Annotated in this window: 24 protein-coding genes; 12 read left to right on the forward strand and 12 right to left on the reverse strand. The window is 62.0% G+C overall.

Annotated features, from left to right (window positions below):
* Positions 1 to 20: 20 nt before the first annotated feature.
* On the reverse strand, positions 21 to 926 hold the full coding sequence (locus BQ8794_RS02105; protein ID WP_077372344.1) for an alpha/beta hydrolase: 906 nt from the start codon (positions 924 to 926) through the stop codon (positions 21 to 23).
* A 322-nt stretch (positions 927 to 1,248) separates the two neighbouring features.
* On the opposite strand from BQ8794_RS02105, the gene BQ8794_RS02110 reads away from it, so the two are divergent.
* Positions 1,249 to 1,803, forward strand: a complete 555-nt coding sequence (locus tag BQ8794_RS02110; protein ID WP_077372348.1) for an HdeD family acid-resistance protein — start codon at positions 1,249 to 1,251, stop codon at positions 1,801 to 1,803.
* Between the two features lie 103 nt (positions 1,804 to 1,906).
* On the opposite strand, the gene BQ8794_RS02115 is transcribed toward BQ8794_RS02110, so the two are convergent.
* Together BQ8794_RS02115 and BQ8794_RS02120 are read right to left on the reverse strand one after the other, a co-directional pair.
* The gene (locus BQ8794_RS02115) at positions 1,907 to 2,890 is read right to left on the reverse strand and encodes a bifunctional riboflavin kinase/FAD synthetase (protein WP_077372350.1); all 984 of its coding nucleotides are present in this window, start codon (positions 2,888 to 2,890) and stop codon (positions 1,907 to 1,909) included.
* A gap of 26 nt (positions 2,891 to 2,916) precedes the next feature.
* Positions 2,917 to 3,777: a TIGR01459 family HAD-type hydrolase gene (locus BQ8794_RS02120; RefSeq protein WP_077372514.1), complete on the reverse strand. Its 861-nt coding sequence runs from the start codon at positions 3,775 to 3,777 to the stop codon at positions 2,917 to 2,919.
* A 355-nt stretch (positions 3,778 to 4,132) separates the two neighbouring features.
* Between BQ8794_RS02120 and BQ8794_RS02125 the strand changes: the two genes are divergently transcribed.
* The gene (locus tag BQ8794_RS02125) at positions 4,133 to 6,076 is read left to right on the forward strand and encodes a pilus assembly protein (protein WP_077372353.1); all 1,944 of its coding nucleotides are present in this window, start codon (positions 4,133 to 4,135) and stop codon (positions 6,074 to 6,076) included.
* Positions 6,077 to 6,316: 240 nt separating this feature from the next.
* On the opposite strand, the gene BQ8794_RS02130 is transcribed toward BQ8794_RS02125, so the two are convergent.
* Together BQ8794_RS02130 and BQ8794_RS02135 are read right to left on the reverse strand one after the other, a co-directional pair.
* The gene (locus tag BQ8794_RS02130) at positions 6,317 to 7,144 is read right to left on the reverse strand and encodes a DUF2189 domain-containing protein (protein WP_077372356.1); all 828 of its coding nucleotides are present in this window, start codon (positions 7,142 to 7,144) and stop codon (positions 6,317 to 6,319) included.
* A gap of 196 nt (positions 7,145 to 7,340) precedes the next feature.
* Positions 7,341 to 8,045 carry a glutathione S-transferase family protein gene (locus tag BQ8794_RS02135; protein WP_077372359.1) on the reverse strand — a complete coding sequence of 235 codons (705 nt, stop codon included), beginning with the start codon at positions 8,043 to 8,045 and terminating at the stop codon, positions 7,341 to 7,343.
* Positions 8,046 to 8,186: 141 nt separating this feature from the next.
* On the opposite strand from BQ8794_RS02135, the gene BQ8794_RS02140 reads away from it, so the two are divergent.
* Positions 8,187 to 8,552, forward strand: coding sequence for a winged helix-turn-helix transcriptional regulator (locus BQ8794_RS02140; protein ID WP_077372362.1), 366 nt, complete (start codon positions 8,187 to 8,189; stop codon positions 8,550 to 8,552).
* A gap of 175 nt (positions 8,553 to 8,727) precedes the next feature.
* Here BQ8794_RS02140 and BQ8794_RS02145 read toward each other — a convergent pair whose 3' ends face one another.
* Positions 8,728 to 9,624, reverse strand: a complete 897-nt coding sequence (locus tag BQ8794_RS02145; protein WP_077372365.1) for a DMT family transporter — start codon at positions 9,622 to 9,624, stop codon at positions 8,728 to 8,730.
* Between the two features lie 167 nt (positions 9,625 to 9,791).
* Between BQ8794_RS02145 and BQ8794_RS02150 the strand changes: the two genes are divergently transcribed.
* Entirely contained in the window at positions 9,792 to 10,682 is an 891-nt protein-coding gene (locus tag BQ8794_RS02150) for a LysR family transcriptional regulator (protein WP_077372517.1), read from the forward strand.
* Between the two features lie 36 nt (positions 10,683 to 10,718).
* Here the strand turns inward: BQ8794_RS02150 and BQ8794_RS02155 are convergent, their stop codons facing one another.
* Positions 10,719 to 11,813, reverse strand: a complete 1,095-nt coding sequence (locus BQ8794_RS02155) for an alkene reductase (RefSeq protein ID WP_077372368.1) — start codon at positions 11,811 to 11,813, stop codon at positions 10,719 to 10,721.
* A gap of 61 nt (positions 11,814 to 11,874) precedes the next feature.
* Positions 11,875 to 12,660, reverse strand: a complete 786-nt coding sequence (locus BQ8794_RS02160; RefSeq protein ID WP_174654349.1) for an SDR family NAD(P)-dependent oxidoreductase — start codon at positions 12,658 to 12,660, stop codon at positions 11,875 to 11,877.
* 110 nt (positions 12,661 to 12,770) lie between these two features.
* On the opposite strand from BQ8794_RS02160, the gene BQ8794_RS02165 reads away from it, so the two are divergent.
* From BQ8794_RS02165 to BQ8794_RS02185, 5 genes are all read left to right on the forward strand, one after another.
* Positions 12,771 to 13,334 (forward strand): TetR/AcrR family transcriptional regulator, encoded by a 564-nt coding sequence (locus BQ8794_RS02165; RefSeq protein ID WP_077372374.1) that lies wholly within the window; start codon positions 12,771 to 12,773, stop codon positions 13,332 to 13,334.
* A gap of 179 nt (positions 13,335 to 13,513) precedes the next feature.
* Positions 13,514 to 13,960, forward strand: coding sequence for a CAP domain-containing protein (locus BQ8794_RS02170; RefSeq protein WP_077372376.1), 447 nt, complete (start codon positions 13,514 to 13,516; stop codon positions 13,958 to 13,960).
* Positions 13,961 to 14,237: 277 nt separating this feature from the next.
* Positions 14,238 to 14,531: a hypothetical protein gene (locus BQ8794_RS02175; RefSeq protein WP_077372379.1), complete on the forward strand. Its 294-nt coding sequence runs from the start codon at positions 14,238 to 14,240 to the stop codon at positions 14,529 to 14,531.
* The gene (locus BQ8794_RS02180; protein ID WP_077372520.1) at positions 14,528 to 15,214 is read left to right on the forward strand and encodes a DUF899 domain-containing protein; all 687 of its coding nucleotides are present in this window, start codon (positions 14,528 to 14,530) and stop codon (positions 15,212 to 15,214) included. The genes BQ8794_RS02175 and BQ8794_RS02180 overlap by 4 nt, the downstream gene beginning before the upstream one ends.
* 110 nt (positions 15,215 to 15,324) lie before the next feature.
* Positions 15,325 to 15,840, forward strand: a complete 516-nt coding sequence (locus BQ8794_RS02185; RefSeq protein WP_077372382.1) for a CAP domain-containing protein — start codon at positions 15,325 to 15,327, stop codon at positions 15,838 to 15,840.
* A gap of 28 nt (positions 15,841 to 15,868) precedes the next feature.
* Here the strand turns inward: BQ8794_RS02185 and BQ8794_RS02190 are convergent, their stop codons facing one another.
* The 3 genes from BQ8794_RS02190 to BQ8794_RS02200 are packed head-to-tail and all read right to left on the reverse strand — an operon-like array spanning position 15,869 to position 19,066.
* Positions 15,869 to 17,398 carry a DHA2 family efflux MFS transporter permease subunit gene (locus BQ8794_RS02190; RefSeq protein WP_077372523.1) on the reverse strand — a complete coding sequence of 510 codons (1,530 nt, stop codon included), beginning with the start codon at positions 17,396 to 17,398 and terminating at the stop codon, positions 15,869 to 15,871.
* 13 nt (positions 17,399 to 17,411) lie between these two features.
* Positions 17,412 to 18,590, reverse strand: a complete 1,179-nt coding sequence (locus tag BQ8794_RS02195) for an HlyD family secretion protein (protein WP_077372385.1) — start codon at positions 18,588 to 18,590, stop codon at positions 17,412 to 17,414.
* Positions 18,587 to 19,066: a MarR family winged helix-turn-helix transcriptional regulator gene (locus BQ8794_RS02200; protein ID WP_077372526.1), complete on the reverse strand. Its 480-nt coding sequence runs from the start codon at positions 19,064 to 19,066 to the stop codon at positions 18,587 to 18,589. Before BQ8794_RS02200 ends, BQ8794_RS02195 begins: the two co-directional genes overlap by 4 nt.
* A 250-nt stretch (positions 19,067 to 19,316) precedes the next feature.
* Here BQ8794_RS02200 and BQ8794_RS02205 point away from each other — a divergent pair, with 250 nt between their 5' ends.
* Positions 19,317 to 20,150, forward strand: a complete 834-nt coding sequence (locus BQ8794_RS02205; protein ID WP_077372388.1) for an AraC family transcriptional regulator — start codon at positions 19,317 to 19,319, stop codon at positions 20,148 to 20,150.
* Between the two features lie 7 nt (positions 20,151 to 20,157).
* Here the strand turns inward: BQ8794_RS02205 and BQ8794_RS02210 are convergent, their stop codons facing one another.
* On the reverse strand, positions 20,158 to 21,093 hold the full coding sequence (locus tag BQ8794_RS02210; RefSeq protein WP_077372391.1) for a bifunctional helix-turn-helix transcriptional regulator/GNAT family N-acetyltransferase: 936 nt from the start codon (positions 21,091 to 21,093) through the stop codon (positions 20,158 to 20,160).
* A gap of 358 nt (positions 21,094 to 21,451) precedes the next feature.
* Between BQ8794_RS02210 and BQ8794_RS02215 the strand changes: the two genes are divergently transcribed.
* Both BQ8794_RS02215 and BQ8794_RS02220 read left to right on the forward strand, forming a co-directional pair.
* On the forward strand, positions 21,452 to 22,516 hold the full coding sequence (locus tag BQ8794_RS02215; protein ID WP_077372394.1) for a hypothetical protein: 1,065 nt from the start codon (positions 21,452 to 21,454) through the stop codon (positions 22,514 to 22,516).
* 267 nt (positions 22,517 to 22,783) lie between these two features.
* A partial coding sequence (locus BQ8794_RS02220) for a co-chaperone GroES (RefSeq protein WP_135897332.1) occupies positions 22,784 to 23,005 on the forward strand: 222 nt, incomplete at its 3' end.

Here is a 23,005-nt window from a genome sequence, read left to right on the forward strand (position 1 = left end):
CTTGGCCGCTCACCCGAGGGTTACAAATATTCGCGGACAAAGCTTCCCGCGCTGTGAAGGGTGCGGCGACCGGCACTCAATCCTGCATTCCAAACCGGCCAGGCGTGAATCATATGCGGCCAAATTTCGAGACCTACTTTGACGTCAGCCGCGCCAGCGGCTTGCGCGAGCCGAGTTGCGTCCGACAACAGCGTCTCGGCCGAACCGACTTGTATCAGCATTGGGGGAAATCCGCTCAAATCGGCGAACAACGGCGAGATCAGGGGATCGCGCCGACCAACGCCATGGGGAACATAGGCGGTGGCCAGTTCCTCCAAATACGCCCGGTGGATGATAGGGTCGATCGCGTCCTTCGTTGATAGTGTCGCGCCGGACATCGAGAGGTCCGTCCAGGGCGAAACCAGCCAAAGACATCGCGGCAACCGCTCCCCTGCCGCGCACAATATACTGACCAGGCACAGGGTGAGGTTGCCGCCCGCACTGTCTCCGCCAACCACGATGCGATCCGGCGCGATCCCTTGCCGGCCCAGAAAGCGCCATGCGGTGAGTGCGTCTTCATGTTGCGCAGGGAAAGGATGTTCCGGTGCGCGTCGATAGTCGATCGCGAGGGTGCGCATTCCCATTGCTCGACCTGCCTCGGTCACCATTCGACGATGACTTTTGAGAGAGCCGGAGCAGTAGCCACCACCGTGGAAAAAGAGCAGAACCTTATCCCTGTCACTGCCGGGCGCTAGCGACCACTCTCCGTCGAGGCCGTCGAAAACCGCATCCTCGCATCTGATGTCGTCCGCGATCGGCCACACCGAACCAACCTCGTCGAGCCGTGCCCGGCGTTCGTCCCAGCCCACCGGTCGTGGCTTTGACGTCAACAACCTGCGGACGGCGTTGATCTCCGTCAGATCGAGGTGTTCGTCTACATCGCTCATTTTGCTTCCTCAGTCTCATCAAACGTAAAACTCGTCTCATCAAACGCAAGAAAACGGCGGACAGCAGCGCTGGGAATTTTTCGTTACAATTGCGCGGTGGCGAATACAGGCAACGATAGGTCACCCGTATCCGCTCGTCATGGTTTAGCACTGCCCCACGCATGGTCGAATATTCCATCTGATATTTGGCCGCGCCGGGTCCAAAGCCAGGTCTGGCAAGCCGATCGCTCCGGGTGTGGCGCTCGCGGCCTGCTCGCTTTACGGGCAAGCCCATCAGCGTTAACATCCAAGCCGGCAAGGATAACCTTGAGGGAGAAAGGCGATGACACTGCACGGCGATGTCTTGAAAGATGCAATAGGTCAGACGCGTGCGAAATGGGGATGGTTCGTCGGGCTCGGCGTTCTGCTGCTGATCCTCGGCGGGATCGCCTTCGGCAATCTGTTCATCGCCACCGTCGCCTCGATCTATGTCGTCGGCTGGCTGATGCTGATGGCAGGAATCATCGAGATCATGCATGCCTTCGGCGTGAAGACATGGACCCGGTTCTTCTACTGGCTGCTCAGCGGTCTTCTCTATGCCGTCGCCGGGTTCTTTGCCTTCTACAATCCGCTGCTGGCCTCGGCGGTGCTGACCTTCCTGCTGGCGGTGGCCCTTCTCGCATCAGGCGTGCTCAGGGCCTGGGTCGGGTACAGGCACAGACCGGAAAAAGGCTGGGGCTGGCTGGTTGCGGCCGGCGTCATCAGCGCGCTGGCAGGCCTGGTCATCGCCATGGGCTGGCCAGTCAACAGCGTATGGGTGCTGGGGCTGTTTCTCGCCGTCGACCTGATCTTCCAGGGCTGGGCCTTCATTGCGATCGGCCTGGCCCTGAAAAAATAGGTCCTTAGATCTTGTCCGAAAATCGGTTCCCACTTTTCGGGATCATGCTTTGTTTTGGCATGATCTTGTCCGAAAACCGGTTCCCACTTTTCGGGATCATGCTTTAGAAAGCAATAGCCGCGTCGAGCTCTGAAAGCGGGCTGATGCCGGCAAGCAGCGCCCTCGCCTCGGCCTCGTCGCGTTTCATCTGCGCGACCAGCGCGTCGAGCCCGTCGAACCTCACCTCGGCGCGCAGGAAACCGAAGAAGGACACCGCGCATATCTCGCCGTAGAGATCGCCGGAGAAGTCGAAGACGAAGGTTTCCAGAAGCGGCGCGCCGTTGTCATCGACGGTCGGGCGGCGGCCGAAGCTGGCAACGCCATCATGAAGCGTGCCGTCGGCGCGGCGGAAGCGGACGGCGTAAATCCCTTCCCTCAGAGTGGCTTCCGGCGAAAGCCTCATATTGGCGGTTGGAAAGCCGAGCGTCCGGCCTAGCTGCTGGCCGCCGATCACCTCGCTCTCGACCGTGAAGCGATAGCCGAGCAGGCCGGCGGCCTCGGCCACCGCGCCTTCGCACAGCAGCGCGCGGATTCGGCTCGACGACACCACCTCGGCGCCTTCGTCGCGAAAGGCGTCGACCAAGGTGACGCCGAAGCCGTGGCGTTCCCCGGCCGCCATCAGATAGGCCGGGCCACCTTGCCTGTCCTTGCCGAAGTGAAAGTCGAAGCCGGTCACGGCGTGAATGATGCCGAGATTCCTGTCAAGCACGTCGGTCACGAACGCTTCCGCCGACAGTGCGGCGAAGTCGCGCGTGAACGGCTGCTCGACGAGTGCGGCAAAGCCCAGATGCGACAGCAGCCGTGCCTTCATCGGCGGCGGCGTCAGCACGAACAGCGGTATCTCGGGCCGGAACACCTTTCTCGGATGCGGCTCGAAGGTCAGCACCAGAGCCGGCGCGCCGCGCCGGCGGGCCTCGGCAAGCGCGCGCTCGAGCACGGCCTGGTGGCCGCGGTGCACGCCGTCGAAATTGCCGATCGCCACCACGCCACCCCGCAAATGGGCCGGCAGCGGCGAGATTGCAGAAACGCGTTCGAAGGCTTGCGTCATTTCGAGGCTTCCGTCATCGAGCGAGCCTACTGCAGTCTCGGAATGACCGCGACCGGCCGGTAGCCGTGCCTTTCCAGAAAGGCGATCAGCCTGGCCGGATCCGGTTGTTGCGGATCGCCGTAGTCGCGGGCATGGATGCCGCCCGACACGTAGAGCACGTCGAAGCCATTGTCGGCAGCACCCTTGATATCGGTCATCATGCCGTCGCCGATAGCCAGCACGTCCGAGCGCTCGACCGGGCGGCCGAGCAGGTCGGCGATCTCCTTCATCGCGACGTCATAGACCGGGGCATAAGGTTTTCCGGCGATCAGCGTGCGCCCGCCGAGTTGGGCATAGTCGCGGGCCAGGGCCCCGGCGCACCAGATCATCCGCTCGCCGCGCTCGACCACGATATCGGGATTGGCGCAGATGAAGGGCAGGTTCCTGGCGCGCAGCCGCCGCAGAAGATCGGCGTAGTCCTCCGGCTTCTCGACCTCGTCGTCGAATAGCCCGGTGCAGACCACGCCGGACGCCTCGAACTCCTCGACCAGTTCGACATCAAGCCCGTCATAGAGCGTGAAATCGCGATCGGCGCCAATGTGGAAGATCTTTCGCGGGCCCTCCAGGATCAGATCGCGGGTCACGTCACCGGAGGTTACGACGCGGTCATAGGCCGCCGAGGGGACGCCGATCGCATTCATCTGCACCACCACATCGGCGCTGCGCCGCGGCGAATTGGTGATCAGCACGACAGGCATCTTCGCCTCGCGCGCAGTGGCCAGCGCCAGAGCCGCGGCCGGAAAATGCCGTTCGCCATTGTGGACCACACCCCAGACGTCGCAAAGAATGGCACCATAGGCTCCCGACAAATCCGCAAGCGAGCCGATGATATCGGGCGAGTCCGCCATATCGTTTCCCATATCATGATGGTTGCGAGCATCGCCGCCGACGGTCCGCCGCGGCAGGTTCGCATTAACCGAAGCTCTTGACCCTGTCACCAGCTTTCACATTTTTCAGGATTGCCCTGGTTTCAGGATTGCCTTGGCAATGACAAAGGCAAGCGCGCAAGCCGCTCTTGCCGAGGCTTCACCCATTCTGAGGGCTTCGGCGGGCGGTCCAGCCGCGCGCAGCAATGCCGGCATCGGCGGCGTGGTTAACGAGCTCTGAAAAAGTGTGCCGACGTTGGACGTTTTTCAGCAATCTGAAATTTAAGGATTGATGGCATTTTCGCCGACTAGGGGTTCTGGCGGGGTGCTGAAGACAATGATCCGAAAATTCGGTAGGGACCGGCGTGGCAACTATACGCTGATGACGGCCATTACGATGGTGCCGCTCATGGGCGGTTTGGCGCTCAGCGTCGATTTCTCAGAACTGCTTCGCCAGAAGCACGATACGTTGAATGCCCTGGACGCCGCCGGCCTCGCCACCGCTCAGCAGATCGTCTCTGGCGCAACCGACGACGCCGCCAAGGCCTATGCCAAGACTTTCTTCGAAGCCAATCTCGGCCCCGTCGATCCGGCCGATACACTGCTTACCGTCACCCTGCCCAACAGCAATGCGGGTGGCGGCACGTTGAAGCTCTGCAGTACCCTGACGTATAAGCCCTATTTTCTGCCGGCTGCCGCCATGCTAACGAGCGGTACAACCTTCACGGCGTGCTCGGAAATCCGCCTCAAGAACACGCTGGAAGTAGCTCTTGTGCTCGACAATTCCGGCTCGATGAACGAGCTCGGTTCCGGCACCGGCGCGAAGCGAATAGACCTGCTGAAGACTGCCGCCAAGCAGCTTGTCGATACGCTGGCGCTGCAGGCACAGCAGATGAAGCAGGTCAGCAAGCCGGTGCAGTTCTCCCTCGTGCCGTTCGCTGCTTCGGTCAATGTCGGTCCCACGCGTGACCAAGATAGCTGGATGGACCAGGACGGCATTTCCCCGATCCAGCACGAGGATTTCGACTGGACGAAGATGACCGCCGCCAACGATCCGGACAAATACGCCGAGAAGTTCAACGGCGTCTGGTACAAGCGCGGCGCCGGCTGGGGCGAAACCCAGGATCAACCACTGACCCGCTTCAGCCTCTACGCCGACATCACCGTCGAGTCCGGTCGCGAAGAAGTGCCCAACACCAAGCAATATATCTGCGACACCTATAACAAAAAAGGTAACTGCAGCAGCGGCCACTGGACCACCCCAGAATATATCTACACCACCAGCCGCTATGCGAGCTGGCAGGGTTGCGTGGAGGCGAGGCCGCACCCGTATAATAACGACGATACGACGCCTGATACCGCCACACCTGCCACGCTGTTCGTGCCGATGTTTGCACCGGACGAGGCTGGCACCCTCTGGCTCGATTTCAACCGTGACGGCGCTAACGACGTGACCTATCTGTCCTATGGCTACGGCAACAACTGGTGGGCCGACTGGCCCTACACCGCAAATCCGACCGCATCCGAGCGGCAGTCGGACATGCGCAAGTATTTCCTGGTCAAACCTTACGGCTCGAAGTCGGCCGCCTCGGGCGACGGCCCGAATGCGTCCTGCACGACCAACCCGATCACACCGCTCAAAGACGTGAGCCAGATTGCGCAGAAAGAGGAGATCAACAACGCCATCGACGCCATGGCTCCGAACGGCAACACAAACGTGCCGGAAGGCCTTGCCTGGGGCTGGCGGACGGTGTCGAGCAATGAACCTTTCACCGAGGGCCGGCCGAACGCCGAAAGGGGCAACGACAAAGTGGTCATCGTGCTGACCGACGGCGCCAATACATACAGCGCCGTCAGCGACAGCGGCTATGCCAACAACAGGTCGACCTATGCCGCTTACGGTTACACCGGCCTGACATATCCAGGGTCTGGAAGCGTAACGCGCCTGTTCATGAACACAAGCACCGACATCGGCAAGACGACCTATACCGGCGCCAACTACACCGCCGCGCTGGACGAGCAGATGCAGACCCTTTGCGCCAACGCGAAGAAATCGAACGTTCTCGTCATGACCGTTGCGCTCGACCTGTCGACCAGCGATGCCGGCGACAAGAAAGCACTCGACGCGCTGAAGGCCTGCTCCTCGGACTCGCGCTTCCGCAAGGATCCCACCGATCCGACCAAACCGGCCAAGCTTTTCTGGAACGCGACCGGAGCGACGCTGTCGGACAATTTCAAGGAAATCGCCAACGAATTGTCGAACCTGCGCATCGTCGGCTGACCCCCACCCTAACCCTCCCAACAAGGGGGAGGGAACGCTGCCGCGCGCCTTTAACTTCCCCTTTGGCGCCGAAAGGCAGGCAATCTGCCGAGGTCAGCGCCAACGGAAGTCTCCCTCCCCCTTGTGGGGAGGGGCTAGGGATGGGGGTACATCGTAGAGCGAAAGCCTCGACGGCGATCTCCCCCGCGTGAGGAGATGTCCGGATGGCGACCGACACGTGGCGCCAAATGCCGCTTACGCCTACATCGGCCGCCGGTCCGGCTGCGCCCGCTCCGGTTCGACCAGCCTGCGATAGAGATGCCAGGTCGCATGGCCAAGCACGGGCATGACGACGGCGAGCCCGGCAAACAGCGGGATCGAGCCGATGACCAGCAGCACGGCGACCATCAGGCCCCACAGCGCCATCTGCAGCGGGTTTGTCATCACCGCCCGTGCCGAGGTCTCGATCGCCGAGACCGCGCCGACATCGCGGTCGAGCAGCAGCGGGAAAGCGACGACGGTCGTCGCCAGCACGATCGCGGCGAAGACGAAGCCCGCCGCATTGCCGAGCAGGATCAGCGTCCAGCCTTTGGGCGTTGTCAGCACCTCGTGCACAAAGCCACCGATCGAGGCCGGCGGCTGAGCGCCGAACAGGCTGGTGTAGATCGATTGCGCGGTGAACAGCCAGAGCAGGAACAGTGCCACCAGCATGATGCCGATGACCGCGATCGCCGGCAGCGCCGGCGAGTGGCGCACCTCAAGTGCGTGCCACCAGGACGTGTCCATGCCGAGTTCGCGGCGGCGGCTGATCTCGTAGAGCCCGATCGCGGCGAATGGTCCAAGCAGGGCGAAGCCGGACATCAGCGGGTAAAGCAGCTGGATGGCGTAGGCGCCGGATGTCGTCCACTGCGCCAGGATCAATCCGACCACCGGATAGATCAGGCACATGAAGACGTAATGCGATGGCTTTGCCCAAAAGTCGTCGACGCCGAGCCGCAGCACATCGATCAGGTCCGTCGTGGTGATGCGGCGCACCCTGGGCTGCACGTGCATTCCACGCGCGTCCGACATGACATGAAAGCTGGCCATACCCATTCTCCCGTATTCAAGGGGGCGGCCACCGCCAGGATGGCCGCCCGTAGCTGCCAGTTCAAGTGCGATGGCATGATAGCCGAATTCGATGTGCTTGTCGCGAATCGGGTGGGGTTGAGCAAGTGCGGCGCGGCACAGGGCGCATCCGTGCCGCGCCGCTGGCGTGTCTAAAGCGCGTCGTGGCTGAATGGCATTAGCCACCAGATCGTTCAATCACCTCGGCCAGCGGAACGTGGCCAAGGCAGGCACCCGAACCCGCCGGCGTTTCGCCGTCCTCGATGGCCTGTGCGTATCGTACGTCCGGATCGCTTTCGATCCTGCCGCGCAAGGCGGCCAGTTTGGGGTAAGCCGCCCCGTCGACCGCCTGGTGGAATTCCGCCCAACGGGCCACGCCGATCAGCGTGGTATCGGCAAGCGTCAGGCGGTCGCCGACCAGAAAGTCGGTGTCGCCGATCATCGCCTCAAGCCGGTCGTGGCGTTCGGCAACGGCCTGGCGGCCAAAGTCACGCAAGGTCGCCAGCAGGGCCGGTTCGGCCGATTCCATTTCATACGCAGCCCAGAGCGGTGTGAAAGCGGCGGTGAAACCGGTGTTCACGAAAGCCATCAGCTGATGCATCCGGTCGGCTTCCGGCGAGCGCGGGTCGAAGCTGATGCGACGTTGCGTGTCGCGGGCTTCGAGCCAAGCGGCAATCGCCATGGTCTCGGTGAGCGCCCTGCCTTCGTCGGTGATCATCACCGGCGTTTCCTGACGGCCGTTGATGCGGGCATAGGCGTCGTTCTTCATTTCAGTGAGCATATCGACGCGGCACAGGCGGTAGGGCTGTCCGAGGCGTTCAAAAGCAGCGACGAGCCCCATCGAACTTCCCGCCGGGACGCCGTAAAGGAGGATAGGTTCCATTTGTTTGTCTCTTCCATGTTTAGGGATCACGCTGCGCAGCGAAGCTTGACCCTAAACGCTGGTCGTCCCATGTAAATTACGCACTATTCTGTAACCATCACTGGGTAACGACCACTCTGTAACCACACCAAGGGGCCGCCCATGAAAGATGTCGTCTCAAGCTGCCCGATCGAAGAGGCCATGCGTGTGCTCAGCGGTCGCTGGCCCACCTTGCTGCTCTACTATCTCAAGGACGGGACCAAGCGCTTCAGCGACTTGAGGCGTGACAACCCGACCGTGTCGCATCGCATTCTGGCGCTGGAACTGCGCAAGCTGGAGGAAGCCGGAATCGTGCGGCGAACGGCGCATACCGGCTATCCGCTACGCGTCGACTATGATCTCACGGCAGCGGGTCTCAAGCTTGTGCCGCTCATCGACGCCCTGGGCGACTGGTGGGGAGATACCGAGGACGATCGGGCCGGCGGGATCTCATCGACGGCGGAAACCAAGCTCGTCAAGGCGGCCTGACAGTGGTGAAAACCTGACGCTTGATACCCGAGGCTGGACAACCGCTTTGGTGAAGGTTTTTCGATGCGGGCCCGCGGCGTGACGGTGGCGGGTGGGGCTGTGTCGGCCCGTGTTGAAAAACCTCCCAAGGAGGAAGCCGCGGGGTGCTGTCTGCTCGGCCGGAATGCAATAGGACTTATCCGCGCGAGGTCAGCCAGACACCCACCAGCGTCACAGCCAAGCCCAGCAACATTGCTGGTGTGAGTGGCTCCGAGAATAGCATCCAGGCCCAGAGCATCGTGACGGGCGGGCTCAGGTAAATAGCGGCGCTGACTTTGGCTACGGGAAACATGTGCAGCATGGCGTAGTACAAAGAGTATGCGGCGAAGGTGGCGATCAGCACTAGCCAAACCATCCCGATGGCGAACTCGCGGGTCATCGGCGGTGCCAGCCCGCCCTGTGCCAGTCCACAGATGCCGAATAGAACCGCACCGGTCAGCGTGTGGATACAGAGGCTCTGGTGAACGGGCATGTGCAGCGACTCCCGGCCCCTGCGAAGCACGGAGGCAAGGGCGAACACCATCATGGAGCCGATGGTTAGCGCGTAAGCCCACAAGGGGGCGGTTCCGAAGTTCAAGCTGTCGAAGGAAACTATCAGCACTCCGGTCACGGCAATCGCCGTGCCCAGCCACTGCCGTCCGGTGAGCCGCTCGCCCAGAATAGGTTGTGACATAGAGGCGATTGCCAGGGGCACAAGATCGGAGATCAGCGCGACCAGCCCGGTCGGGACCCGTTGCTCGATCGCAAGCGCGAAACCGCCCAGGTAGATGAATACCGCCATTACACCGAACCCAACCTGGGACGTCACGGCGCGCAAGTGCATCCTTGGTCCGAACGCCAAGGCGAAAGGAAGGAGGAGGATCCCCGAGAGCAGCGTGCGCCAAAACAGTAATACGGCCACGCTGGCCTCTTCGCTCGCGTATCTGATGCCGACGAAACCCGAACTCCAGCCGATCACGAGCAACGCCGCCATCAGCGGCCAAAGGAGGCGGGATCGGGTCACAGCCGTCGGGAAAATGGCAAGGGCGGTCATCAGATACCTGCTTGATATTTCGGCTCCGGAATAACGCCCTCCCGGCAACAGCGCACATGACAAATTTCGATTGAGAGATGACTTTGCTGCAATTAATATATTCGATGCTTGCCAATTGTATGCAATCATATCATTTGGTTTCATAACTCAACAAAGTGGACGCCAAGATGTCGGAAATCATCAGCAGGCGGCTCGACATCGATTCCCTACGCGCACTGCGCGCCATCGAGCTGCACAGAGGAGTCACACGGGCGGCTGAAGCGCTCGGTCTCACGCAGTCCGCGGTGAGCCACAAGGTCAAGCGTCTGGAAGCCAGCCTTGGCTATGACCTCCTGGATCGACGGCCCGGCGGCGGTATGTTTACCTCTGAAGGCAATGGTCTCCTTAAGTACGCCGCGAAGATATTGAACCTACACGATGAGGCGCTGGTGAGCCTCGCGAAGTCGGACTTGGCAGGCCGAATCCTGCTGGGCTTCACGGAGGACACGACATGCTCGGACCTGTCGCGAATCCTCGGGCGCTTCCGGCGCCTGCACCCGCAGGTCGCAGTCAGAACGAAGGTTCGCATGAGCCTGGTGCTGCGGTCGATGCTCGAGCGCGGCGAACTGGACGTCGCCATAGTGCAGGTATTTGCCCATGAGGTTCGGCCGACCGACGTCGTGCTGTTTCGCGAGGACCTGCATTGGGTCAAGTCTCGCGAGCTATCGTTGGACACTGAAGGTTCTGTCCCGTTCCTCTCCTTCGACGACGACTGCTTCTACCGACGTTGGGCGCTCGACATTGGGCAAGACGGGGGAGCGGACCTCGAAACCGTGTTCGAATGCTCGAGCGCTGCAGGCATCGTTGCCGCGGTGTCTGCCGGACTGGGCGTTGCGCTTCTCAGCGACCGCCATCTGCGTCCGGACATGGAGATCATCGATACCCGGCTGCCCGCGCCTCCGGCGCTTGCCTATGTGGTGCGGCGAGCGAGGAAGACGAGGAACCCAGCGCTGGAGAGTCTGATCTCCGAGATCGAAACCGAGGTCAGCCGATACGGCAGATTAGCTATGGCCGTCTGATGTGGGATGGCCGCGCCGGCGCGGCGCCCCGATGGCTCATCGCTGGCTTGAAGCGGCGATCGCGGGATAGTCGGTATAGCCCGCGGAGCCGCCGCCATAGAGCGTCGCCTGATCGAACGTGGCCAGCGGCGCGCGCGTCTGCAGCCGTTCCACAAGATCGGGATTGGCGATGAACGGTCGCCCGAAGGCGAACAGATCCGCCTTGCCCTCGGCGAGCCGCGACGCCGCGAGCTCGAGGTCATAGCCGTTATTGGCGATATAGGTGTTGTTGAAGCGCCGGCGGAGCGATCCGAAGTCGAACGGCGCGACATCGCGCGATCCGCCCGTGGCGCCCTCGACGACATGGATGTAGACGATGCCCAAAACGTCGAGTTGATCGACGATATAGTCAAACTGCGCCTGGGGAGCGCTGCTCGAGACGCCGTTGGCGGGCGAGATGGGCGAAATCCGGATGCCGGTGCGCTCAGCGCCGATCTCCTCGACCACCGCAGTCGCAACCTCCAGCATCAGCCGGGCGCGGTTCTCGACCGATCCGCCATAAGCATCCGTGCGGAGGTTCGCGCCGTCCTTGGCGAACTGGTCCAGCAGATAGCCGTTGGCGCCGTGAATCTCGACGCCATCGAAGCCGGCCTCGATGGCGTTCGCGGCTGCTTGCCTGAAATCGTTGACGATCCCCGCAAGCTCGTCGAGCTCCAGCGCGCGGGGCTCCGAAACGTCGACAAAGCCGTTGCCGACGAACGTCTTGGTCGCGGCCCGGATCGCCGAGGGCGCCACGGGGGCGGCGCCGTTCTCCTGCAGGTCGACGTGCGAGACGCGGCCGACATGCCAGAGCTGCAGGAATATCCGCCCGCCCTTGGCGTGCACGGCGGTCGTGACCTTGCGCCAGCCGTCGATCTGAGCCCGGGAGTAGATGCCGGGCGTGTCCTGGTAACCCTGTCCCTGCTGCGAGATCTGCGTGGCCTCGGAAATCAGCAGGCCGGCCGACGCGCGCTGGCCGTAATACTGCGCGGCGAGATCACCTGGAACGAAGCCCGGGCCAGCGCGATTGCGCGTCAGGGGCGCCATGACGATACGATTGGAGAGGGTCAGCGAGCCGAGAGTATAGGGCTCAAACAGCGTTGTGCTCGTCATGGATCACCTTTGTTTGTCCACGCCGCGGCGGGGTCGTTTATCGAAACGGCTTCGTCGGTGCTCAGGCGACCGAGCGATACCGCTCGGCGGGATGTTCGTTCCGATAGTTCGGAAGCATGGCCTGGCGTGCGGCCTGAAGCGCGTCCCACTGCCCGGCATCGGGTAGCGGCGGGATTGTCACCAGTTCGCGGCGGTCGAAGCCGACCAGCGCCGCATCCACCAGATCGTCCACCTCCATCACGTTGGAAAGCGTGTCGACGTCGGCGCCGACATGTTCCCAGATCTCCGTTCGCGTCGTGGCGGGAAGCACGGCCTGGACGTAGACACCCTTCGGCGCGAGCTCGAGGCTGAGTCCCTGCGACAGAAACAGCACGAAGGCTTTGGTTGCGCCGTAGACCGTCATGCCGAATTCCGGCGCCAGGCCGACCACGGAGCCGATGTTGACGATCGCCCCTTCGCCGGCGGCCGCAAGACGCGGGGCAATGGCGCTGGCAAGCCGCAGAAGCGCTGTCGTGTTGAGCGCAACCAGCCGCGCGACGTCATCGGTGCTCTGCTCGATAAAGCTTCCGCCGATGGCCGTTCCGGCATTGTTGACGAGGATCCCGATGCTGGCGTCATCGCGCAGCCTGGTCTCTACCGTTGCAAGCTCGGCAGGCTGCGTAAGATCAGCCTGGATGATGTCGATCGCCACGCCATTTTCCTGATGCAGACGGGCCGCCAGAGCCTCCATTCGTGCCTTGTCACGGGCAACCAGCACGAGGTCGTGCCCGCGGCGCGCGAAGCGCTCGGCATAGGCGGCTCCGATGCCGGTGGAGGCGCCGGTTATGAGGACTGACGGAATGGTCATGGCATTGCTCTTTTCACTGATGGGCTCTATATTCATGACGATCATCATGATTGCCGTTAAATATGATACCCATCATGTAAATGTCAACGGGGCCGGCGGAGAATTTTGAAATGAAGGTCAGTCGAGAACAGATGGCGGAGAACCGTCGCCGAATTCTGGATGTTGCCAGCCGGCTGTTTCGCGACAAGGGGTTTGACGCGGTCAGCGTGGCGGAAGTGATGAAAGCCGCCGGGCTCACCCATGGCGGCTTCTATGGCCATTTCAGCTCGAAGGACGACCTGATCGCCCAAACCCTTGCCCATGTCCTCGCCGCGGACTCAAGCGGAGGGGGCGACCTTCGCGCCTATGCAGATGCCTATCTTTCGCCCCGGCATCGCGACAACGCCGCCGGTGGTTGCCCGACAGCGGGCCTTGTTGCGGACATCCGCCATCAGACCCCGGCTGCACGCTCGGCCATGACCGAAGGCCTTCGATCGCAGATCGACCGTATCGGCAAGGCACTGCCGGAGTTGGATCCGGCAGACAGACGCCGCGCAGCGATCGGATGCTGGGCTGCGATGGTAGGGGCAGTGATCCTCGCCCGGGCTATCGACGATCCCGCGCTTTCGGATGAAGTTCTGGAACAGACGCGTGCCTGGATCGATACCGGGATCAGCCAAGTGTCTGCCAGATAGCCGGCAGGAGTGCTCTTGTCGAGAGCAATGCGGCTACCGGCGACAGTTGGGCGGCTATCCTGGAGAATATCGCGCCGTAGCGTGCATCAGCGGGGTTCGCGGACGGCTAAGGGAGCAGCGAGGGAGATTTTTGAGCGCCTGCCCGGCAAAAGCCACTATCACCGCTATGTCAGGCAGGCATGGCCGTTGCGAAATTCGAAAATTGCGAAGTCCGATCAAGCTTTAACAGGCGACTGCTGCTTAGAGCTGCCGGCCTTGCCGCGCTGGCCGGGCTTGCCGCTTGCGCCACTGTGCTGCCAACCGGCGAAGGCGCCGGAGTCTCGGCCTCCGCCGTCGGCACGCTGGCGGGCATCCGCGCCTCAGCCGGCCTCGAACCGCTTGTCCCCGACCCTCAGCTGGAACAGGCAGCCCTGCAGCAGTCCGGCTATATGGCGCGCGGCGGCCGCATGAGCCACTCCACCGGCTGGGGCAAGGGATTTGCTTCGCGCGTCAAGGGCAACGGTATTGCCGGTGCTGCCGCCGAAAACATCGCCGAGGGCCGTTTCGATCAGCAGAAGCTGTTCGACATCTGGATGCATTCGGCCGGCCACCGCCGCAGCGAAGCGCGTGGCAGAGCGCCGGTATAGAACTCATCGAGCACCTCTTCGGCCTCATCGACACGGCTGATGAGGAGGAGTTGCCGGCTTCGAGATAGCCGGCATGCGCGGCGTTCGTCGCCGGACGCTTCGAGCACTTTTCTTACGTGGCAAGCGAGTCGCCGGCCGAGAGAGCGCGGGCCGCGGCAGTGATCAGCGAGTCCATTGAAATCCCGTCGCACTTGTAACTCCCACCCGGCCCTCCGCCCGAGGTAGCATCTTAGCATCGCAACAGTTGGAAACGGCGAATTCGACCGCAGGACCGGAAATGACGATGTTTGCAGCAAAAGAGAAAGCCACTTCGTTACTCGGGCAGGCGGTCGATTTTGCCCGCTGGCTCGGGCTCGCCGCCGCACCGACCTTTGCACTGATGGCTTGGATTTCTGCTGTCGGCCCGGCGGGCATGACCATGTGCTCTGCCGCCTCGCCTTTCATGCCTATCAACGACATGGCCGTGATGTACCTGCTGATGAGCCTCTTTCACGTATCGCCGTGGCTGAAGCTCTTTTCCGCCCGTTCGCAGCACTGCAACACTGCCATCGCCAAAACCAAAGGAGACTGACAATCGTTTCACGCGATAACTGGCTGACCGCCCGCCGGGACCTCCTGCGAGCGGAGAAAGAACTCACGCATCTTCGCGACAAGGTCGCACGCGAGCGGCTCGCTCTGCCATGGGTGCGTGTCGAGAAGGAATATGTGTTTGACACGCCGGATGGTCCGCGTGCGCTCGCCGATCTCTTCGACGGCCGTTCGCAGCTTCTCGTACAGCATTTCATGTTCGCGCCGGGATGGAAGGAAGGCTGCCCGAGTTGCTCATACATGGCTGACCACACCGACGGCATGAACAAGCATCTGGCGCATCACGATGTAACCATGATCGCCGTCTCGCGCGCGCCGCTTGCCGATATCGAGCGCTATCGCAGACGTATGGGCTGGCAGTTCCGATGGGTGTCCTCGAACGGCAATCCGTTCAACTACGATTTCCGGGTCAGTTTCACGCCCGAAGAGGTCGCCACCGGGCACATCGACTACAACTTCGGCGAATGGCGGGAAACCGGCGAGGAATGGCCTGGCCTGAGCGCCTTCTACAACGATGAGGCTGGCGATGTCTTTCACACCTACTCCACCTTCGGCCGCGGTGTGGAGGTGATGATGGGTACCTACGCCATGCTCGACCTCATGCCAAACGGGCGTAACGAAGCTGAGGGAATGGACTGGGTGCGCCGCCACGATCGCTACGAGTAGCCGCCCCGGGAAGTGCCGGTTTGTCGCTAACTGAGAAGCCGGACCGCAGCGAGGGAGATTTTTGAGCGCCTGCCCGGCAAAAGCCACTATTGCCACTATGTCAGGCAGGCATGGCCGTTGCGAAAATCGAAAATTGCGAAGTCCGATCAAGCTTTAACAGGCGAATGCTGCTTAGGGCAGCCGGCCTTGCCGCGCTGGCCGGGCTTGCCGCTTGCGCCACTGTGCTGCCCACCGGCGAAGGCGCCGGAGTCTCCGCCTCCGCCGTCGGCACGCTGGCGGGCATCCGCGCCTCGGCCGGTCTCGAACCGCTTGTCCCCGACCCTCAGCTCGAACAGGCAGCCCTGCAGCAGTCCGGCTATATGGCGCGCGGCGGCCGCATGACCCACTCGACCGGCTGGGGCAAGGGATTTGCTTCGCGCGTCAAGGGCAACGGTATTGCCGGTGCTGCCGCCGAAAACATCGCCGAGGGCCGTTTCGATCAGCAGAAGCTGTTCGACATCTGGATGCATTCGGCCGGCCACCGCCGCAACATGCTCGACCCGCGCTTCACCCGCTTCGGCCTGGCCTATGTGCGGGACGGCCGCGACAACTCGCTGCGCTACTGGAGTCTTGTTCTGGGCAAATAGAAGGGGTGACCGGCACGTCGACGAGCCGTCAGTCCATATGCGCGGCGGGACCGGCGGCCGGACCAGCCTTTGGCTTGCGCAGCAGGAAAACAAACGGGATGGCAAGCAGCGTCATCATCATCAGCAGCTTGAAGTCATTGACGTAAGAGATCATCATCGCTTGGATATTGACCATGCCGTCCACTTGCGAAAGCGTCCTCGGATCGCCGCCCGCTGCTGCCGGTGACGCCGCCCAGAGGTTGGGATTGAACGGATTGATGTAGGCCGAGAGCTCGGCATGGTTGACCTGCGTGTTGCGTACCAGCAGAACCGTCACTACCGATACGCCGATCGACGAGCCAAGATTGCGCACCAGGCTGAATAACGCCGTGGCATCGGTGCGAAAGCGTGCATCCAGCGTGGCGAAGGCCACGGTCGACAGCGGCACGAACACCATTCCCATTCCAAGGCCCTGGATGACGCCGGAGCTGAGGATGAGCCAGTTGTCCATCTGCGGTGAAAAGCTAGACATGGTGTAGAGCGATTGCGCGGTCAGCAGGAAGCCGATGACGACGAGGATTCGGGCATCGACCTTGTGCATGATGCGGCCGACGACGAGCATGGCAATCATCGTGCCGACGCCGCGTGGCCCCAAGACGATGCCGATGGTGAGGGTCGGATAGCCGAAGATGGTCGACAGCATTGGCGGCAGCAACGCCATGCTCGCCAGAATGAGCACGCCCATGACAAAGATGAACGCCAGTCCGGTCACAAAATTGCGGTCGAGGAATATCTTCGGGTCGATGAAGGGCTGCTCCGCCGTCAAGGTGTGGATGATGAACACCCAGAAGCCGGTGATGGAAAGACCGAGTTCGATCCATATCTCGACCGAGGAAAACCAGTCGACCTCGCCGCCGCGATCAAGCATCAGCTGAAGCGCGCCGACACCAAGCGAGAGCATGGCGAAGCCGAAGAAATCGAAGCTCCGTATCCGCCTTGCAACGGCCGGCAAGTAGGCGGCCATGCCGAGGAAGGCGATGATGCCGACCGGCAGGTTGATGAAGAACACCCAGCGCCAGTTGAAACTCTCGGTCAACCAGCCACCCAGAGTCGGGCCAAGGATCGGTCCCAGCATGATGCCGGCGCCCCAGATAGCCATCGCCTGGCCGTGACGTTCCCTCGGATTGATGTCGAGCAGGAAGGTCTGCGACAGCGGCACGATCGCCGCGCCGAATACGCCTTGCATGAGACGGAACAGCACCATGGTTTCAAGGCTCCATGCCAGACCGCACAGCATGGAGAAGATGGTAAAACCGACCACCGCCGTCAGGAACAGCTCCTTGCGGCCAAAGCGGTCGGCCAGCCAGCCGGTCACCGGCGTCATGATCGCCGCGGCAACGATGTAGGAGGTCAACACCCAGTTGATGTTGTCGGGGGAGGCGCCGAGGTCACCGGTCATGGTCGGCAGCGCGACGTTGGCGATGGTGGTGTCGAGCGCCTGCATGATCGTCGCCAGCATCAGTGCCACGGTGATCAGGCCGCGATGCGGCACTTCGCGAAAGGGTTCTGGCGTGCTCATGACGTTGAGGCGTCTATTGCGCTTCACCCGCCGCGGCGTGGCCGAAGATGCTCGGAAGCCCGCGGGAAACGCCGGTGTCCACCGTGACGGTCGCGCTCATGCCGGTGCGCAGCACCATCTTGGCGTCGGCATCGGCCAGTTGCAGGCGCACCGGAATGCGCTGGGTGACCTTGACCCAGTTGCCGGTGGCGTTCTGGGCGGGCAACAGCGAGAACTCGGCTCCGGTGCCGGCGCCGATCGCCTTGACGGTGGCTTCGAACGTCCGGTCCGGATAGGTGTCGACCACGATTTCAGCCTTCTGGCCGGGCTTCATATTGGTGAGCTGGGTTTCCTTGAAATTGGCGTCGATCCAGGTGTCGCCGGTCTCGACCAGCGAAAACAGCGGCGTGCCAGGGCCGACATAGTGGCCGACCTTGAACGAGGCAGCCTGGCTGACGATGCCGTCGGCCGGCGCCCTCACCGTGGTCTGCGCCAAATCGTAGGCAGCCTTGTCGCGCGTGGCGAGTGCCGCCATCACGGTCGGATGCCTGTCGGTTTCGATATCGGGATTGCCGCCAAGTGCGGCCTTGGCGCTGAGGATGCCCTGCTGAGCCACAGCCAGTTGCTGCCTGGCCTTGTCGAGATCGTTCCTGGCCTCGTCCAGCGACGACTCCGCGTTGATGCCCTTGCGGGCCAGGTCGGCGGCCCGGTCGTATTGCGACTGCGCATAATCGACCTGGCTGGCGTCCGACTTCTCCTGCGCTACCGCCTGGCTATAGGCCGCACGCAATTGTTCGACATTGAGGCGCGCGCCGGCGACCGCCGCGCCGGCCTGGGCCAATGCGATCCGGTAAGGCTCGGCATCGATGGCGAACAGCACATCGCCCTGCTTGACCGACTGGTTGTCGAAAATGTCGACCTGAACGATGCGGCCGGCCGTGTCGGCGGCGATCGTGACCTTGGCCTGCTGCAGATTGGCGTTCTCGGTCTCCTGGTAACGGCCGCCGGTCACCCAGACGTAGCTGCCGCCGGCGATCAGCGCCACCGGCAGCGCCGACATCAAAAGGATGCGGCCGGCACGGCGCTTCTTCTTCGGCGCCACCGGCGCCGGTTCTAGCTGCGGAGCGACCGTAACCGGAGTTGCCGCCGGCTGCGCGGGAGCTTCCATCTCCAGCTTGGTCGCATTCTCATCTACCTTGGCTACCGCGTTCATGCTGCTGCGCCTTCTGCACTCTCGATTTTTTCGCCGGGCGCCGGCTCGCCGTCCGCCAGGTTCCTGGCCATCGTCTCCAGTGCCTTGATCAGGACCCGACGATCTTGCGGCGACACGCCGGTCAGCGATTCTTCATAGACTTCGCCAGCAAGGCTCTTGATCTCGGCGTAGGCCTGGCTCGCCTTGGCGGTCGGGAAGATCATGCGAACGCGGCGGTCGGCGGCGTCGGAACGGCGCTCGATCCAGCCGCTATCCTCCATGCGGTCGACCAGGCGCGACACGCTGATCGGCTCGATCTCGAGAAGTTCGGCGAGCCGCGCTTGGGTGATGCCTTCTTCCTTGGCGACGCGGACCATAAGCCGCCATTGCGCCGAGGAAAGCCCGAGCCCGCTGGCCCTCGCCTCGAAGCGCTTGCGCATCAGGCGCTGCACGTCGTGGATCAAAAAGCCCAATCTGTCGATGCCGTCGGAAACCATGAGCTGCATATATTATAAGCGTGCTCATCATTCAAGGAGCGACATTGTGCCAGAAGCCGGCAAGTGGGCATGGCAGTCATTCAGGGTCGCTCGCAAAATTGCGATTGAGCACGCTGAAATTGACCGATGGTCGGTCGAATTTGCGCAATGCGCAATTTCGATCAAACTGACTGTGCAAGCAGACGGCACCATGACTTTGCCAATGCGAAGACTGGGCCAATGCGAAGACTGGGCCAATGCGAGGAGCCGTATGAACCCGACCGAGAAAGCGCTGTGGTTCGTCGAAAGCCATCTGCCGGAAGCAGTCTCCCTCGACGATGTCGCCAAGAGCAGTGGCGTGTCGCGCTTTCACGTGACGCGGGCTTTCGGTGCGGCGACCGGCCGTTCGGTGATGGGCTACGTGCGTTCTCGCCGGCTTACCGAGGCGGCGCGCAGGCTCGCCGCCGGCGCGCCCGACATCCTCTCGGTCGCGCTCGACGCCGGCTACGCCTCGCATGAGGCCTTCACCCGCGCCTTCCGCGACCAGTTCGGCACCACGCCGGAACTGGTGCGCGCGCAAGGCTCGCTCGACAATCTCGATCTCGTGGAGCCGATCCTGATGGACCAGTCATTCCTCACCAATCTCGAGCCGCCGCGCTTCGAAACCAGCCGGCCGTTTCTCATCGCCGGTCTCGGCGAACGCTACAGCTGCGAAACCAGCGCCGGCATCCCGATGCAATGGCAGCGGTTCGGCCCCTATATCGGCAATATTCCGGGCGAGGTCGGCGACGTCGCCTATGGCGTTTGCGTCAACGGCGACGATGCAGGCAATTTCGACTATATCGCCGGCGTCGAGGTGTCCGATTTTTCGGACTTGCCGAGGGAGTTTTCGCGCGTGCGCGTGCCGGCGCAGAAATACGCCGTGTTCGCCCATCGTGACCACATCTCGACCATCCGCCGTGCGGTCAACACGATCTGGAACAAATGGCTGCCGGCCTCCGGGCACGAGGTCGCCGATGCGCCCGAATTCGAGCGCTACGGCCCCGAGTTCGATCCGCGCAGCGGCAATGGCGGGCTGGAAATCTGGATACCAGTCAAGGCATGAAGCAACGCTACAGTTCCAGGTTCCAGTTCTGGCCGACCAGATCCTTGCCGAAGGCGTGGTGACGTTCCTGGTCGGCCAGCTTGAAGCCGGCCGCCTCGTAGATGCGGCGCGCTGAGGTGAGCACGTCGTTGGTCCACAGCGTCAACGTCTTGTATCCCTTCGCTCGGGCAAAGCCGATGCATTCCTCGACCAGCCGCTTGCCGATGCCGAGACCGCGCGCCGAGGGTTCGACATAGAGCAGGCGCAGCTTCGCCACCGCGTCCGACTGACGCACGACAAAGACCGAGCCGACGACTTCCCCTTCCCGCTCGGCGATCCAGCTGCGTTCCCATTTCGCATCGAAGGATTTGACAAAGGCGCCGAGGATTTCGGCGACCAGCGCCTCGTAGGTTTCGTCCCAGCCATATTCCTGCGCGTAGAGCAGGCCCTGGCGATGGATGATCCAGCCGATGTCGCCGACCTGCAAGGGCCGCAGCATGTAGGGGACCCTGGGCTCTGCACTCTCGCCCAGCAGGAGTTGCACCGTCCGCATGGCCTCGACCAGCCTGTCCTGTTCCGGAGCGGGAAGCCGGTCGAGCAAGGCCGCGACCTGATCGTGCGAACCCTGGTTCAGCGGCGCGAACGCCGCTTTTCCCGCCGGTGTCAGCGTAATCGACGAGCGCCGCGCATCGGCTTGCGTCGTCGCGCGCTCGACCAGGCCGCGCTCCTCGAACTTTTTCAGCAACCGGCTGAGATAGCCGGGGTCGAGCCCGAGATCGCGCGCAAGATCGGTGGCGGTCAGGCCGTCGCGATGCGCCAGTTCATAAAGCACCCGAGCCTCGGTCAGCGAGAAGGCGCTTTTCAGCAGCCCTTCGTCGAGCAGCCCGATCTGGCGGGTGTAGAAGCGGTTGAAGCTCCGCACAGCATCGATCCGCTCCCTGCCGGGTTGATGATGAATCGTCATGGCATCCTCCTGCCCCGCACAAGATCAACCATTTCTTTGACTTAGTCAACTATCAGTTCGAAACAGGGCATTGTCCAATTCGGCGGATGAGGCCTTCGACTTATTGCTTCGCGACGCTTGGCATGATCAGTTTCGACGAAGTGCGCGTCGGGCGAGCGGCTCCTATCCGCTGGCGCGGGATGCTCACTTTGGTGTTTGGTCCGCAGGGGGCGCTGAGGAGAAGAGCATAGACACGTTCGCACGACCCGAAGATCTTGAATTTAGCTTCATCGGGTGAGGCGATCCTATTGCAAAGATCATCGTGTCCGCGCATTCTGGATTGTTGGAACTGCGCCGGCCAGTAACACGGGCGGGGGTAATGAAGAATTTTTTGGTGACATTACTGCTAATTTTTGCAGTCCAGTCGTGCTTTTTACCCGCCTCAGTCGGCGCCGAAGGGCTTCCAACTAAGGTGCCCTTAATCAAATTGGAGTACCCGGGAAAGCCAAAGAACATTCGCATGCTCTATGTGAAAATTCTTTCTTTGGGCAATCGGACGGTCAACCAACCGTTGCTGCTCGATACCGGATCGAGCGGAATGACGATCGATTGCAAATCGGTGCTGCCCGCCGAGACCTGTTCAGACACAGGAATAAAGATTACGCAGGATCAGGAGATAGACGGGATAACGGTCACCACCAAAAAAGCAGTTATGAACTATGGGACCTACGATGAGTACGGCAACGTTGCCTACGCTCGCGTGACTTTTGGTTCGCCGGACTCTCCGGTCTCCACCGAGACCTCAATCCCATTCCTCATCCGTTACAAAGAAGTCAGGCGCAGTACCGGAGAAATCGTTGGTGGCCCGCTTTGGCCCAAGGGCATTTTCGGCATCTCTCCCGTTGGCGGAGGCGGACCAGACCGGATGATCAAGTCCCCGATGGCGTACGTGAGCGCTGGACCCGGCCTGCACAGGGGCTATTATCTCTCTCCGATCGGCACCAAGTGGAAGGTCTGCACGAACGAGGACGGCAACTGTCCGCAGGTGGAGGCGCTCCACATCGGCGTGCCGAAAGATGTTAAAAAAGACTTCAGGGTGCAAAAGTGGAAACAGGCCAGTTGGCGATACAATTTTCCCACTCTCGACTCCTGTCTCTCATGGGGATCTGAACCGATTTGCCGGCCAACGCTCTACGACACAGCCAATTCAACGATTATGGTCGCAACCGACGCCTCGAAGCCTCGCACGTCATTGAAGGCCGGCACGAAGGTCTTGGTAAAAACTGACGGCCAGGAGAATTGGAACTTCACGACCACATACAATCCTGAGGTAGAGATCGTTCCTGGGCTCGAGCACAACATTGTCGGCATCCGATATTTCGAGAAGAACAGCCTGCTGCTTGATTTTGAAACTCGGGAGATCGGCTTGCGCCTCGGACACTGATTCCGTTCCAACTGTCAGTAAGATTTCGACCAGATCTCTGATAGCAACTGAGATTTTCCACAATCGCGTTGCGGGATGGAAATAATTTCGCGCGGCGGTACCCTCTCTCTCGCCTTGACTCTCGCCAGCCACCGGCTTATCTCACCGCCACGTTAGCACTCGCCATTGGTGAGTGCTAAGCGTAGGTCCGGCGCCGCCGGGCTTATAGGTTGTCCGGCTCCGCCGGACGGAGGAACTGTTCTCACCATTCTCATCGAGGAATAAAAAATGGCAAAGTCGAAGTTCCGCCCGCTTCATGACCGCGTGGTCGTACGCCGGGTTGAATCCGAATCCAAGACTGCCGGCGGGATCATCATCCCCGACACGGCAAAGGAAAAGCCGCAGGAAGGCGAGATCATCGCCGTTGGTTCCGGCGCCCGCGACGAAGCCGGCAAGCTCGTCCCGCTGGACGTCAAGGCCGGCGACCGCATCCTGTTCGGCAAGTGGTCG

Source organism: Mesorhizobium prunaredense, from assembly GCF_900156895.1.
Taxonomy (GTDB): Bacteria; Pseudomonadota; Alphaproteobacteria; order Rhizobiales; family Rhizobiaceae; genus Mesorhizobium; species Mesorhizobium prunaredense.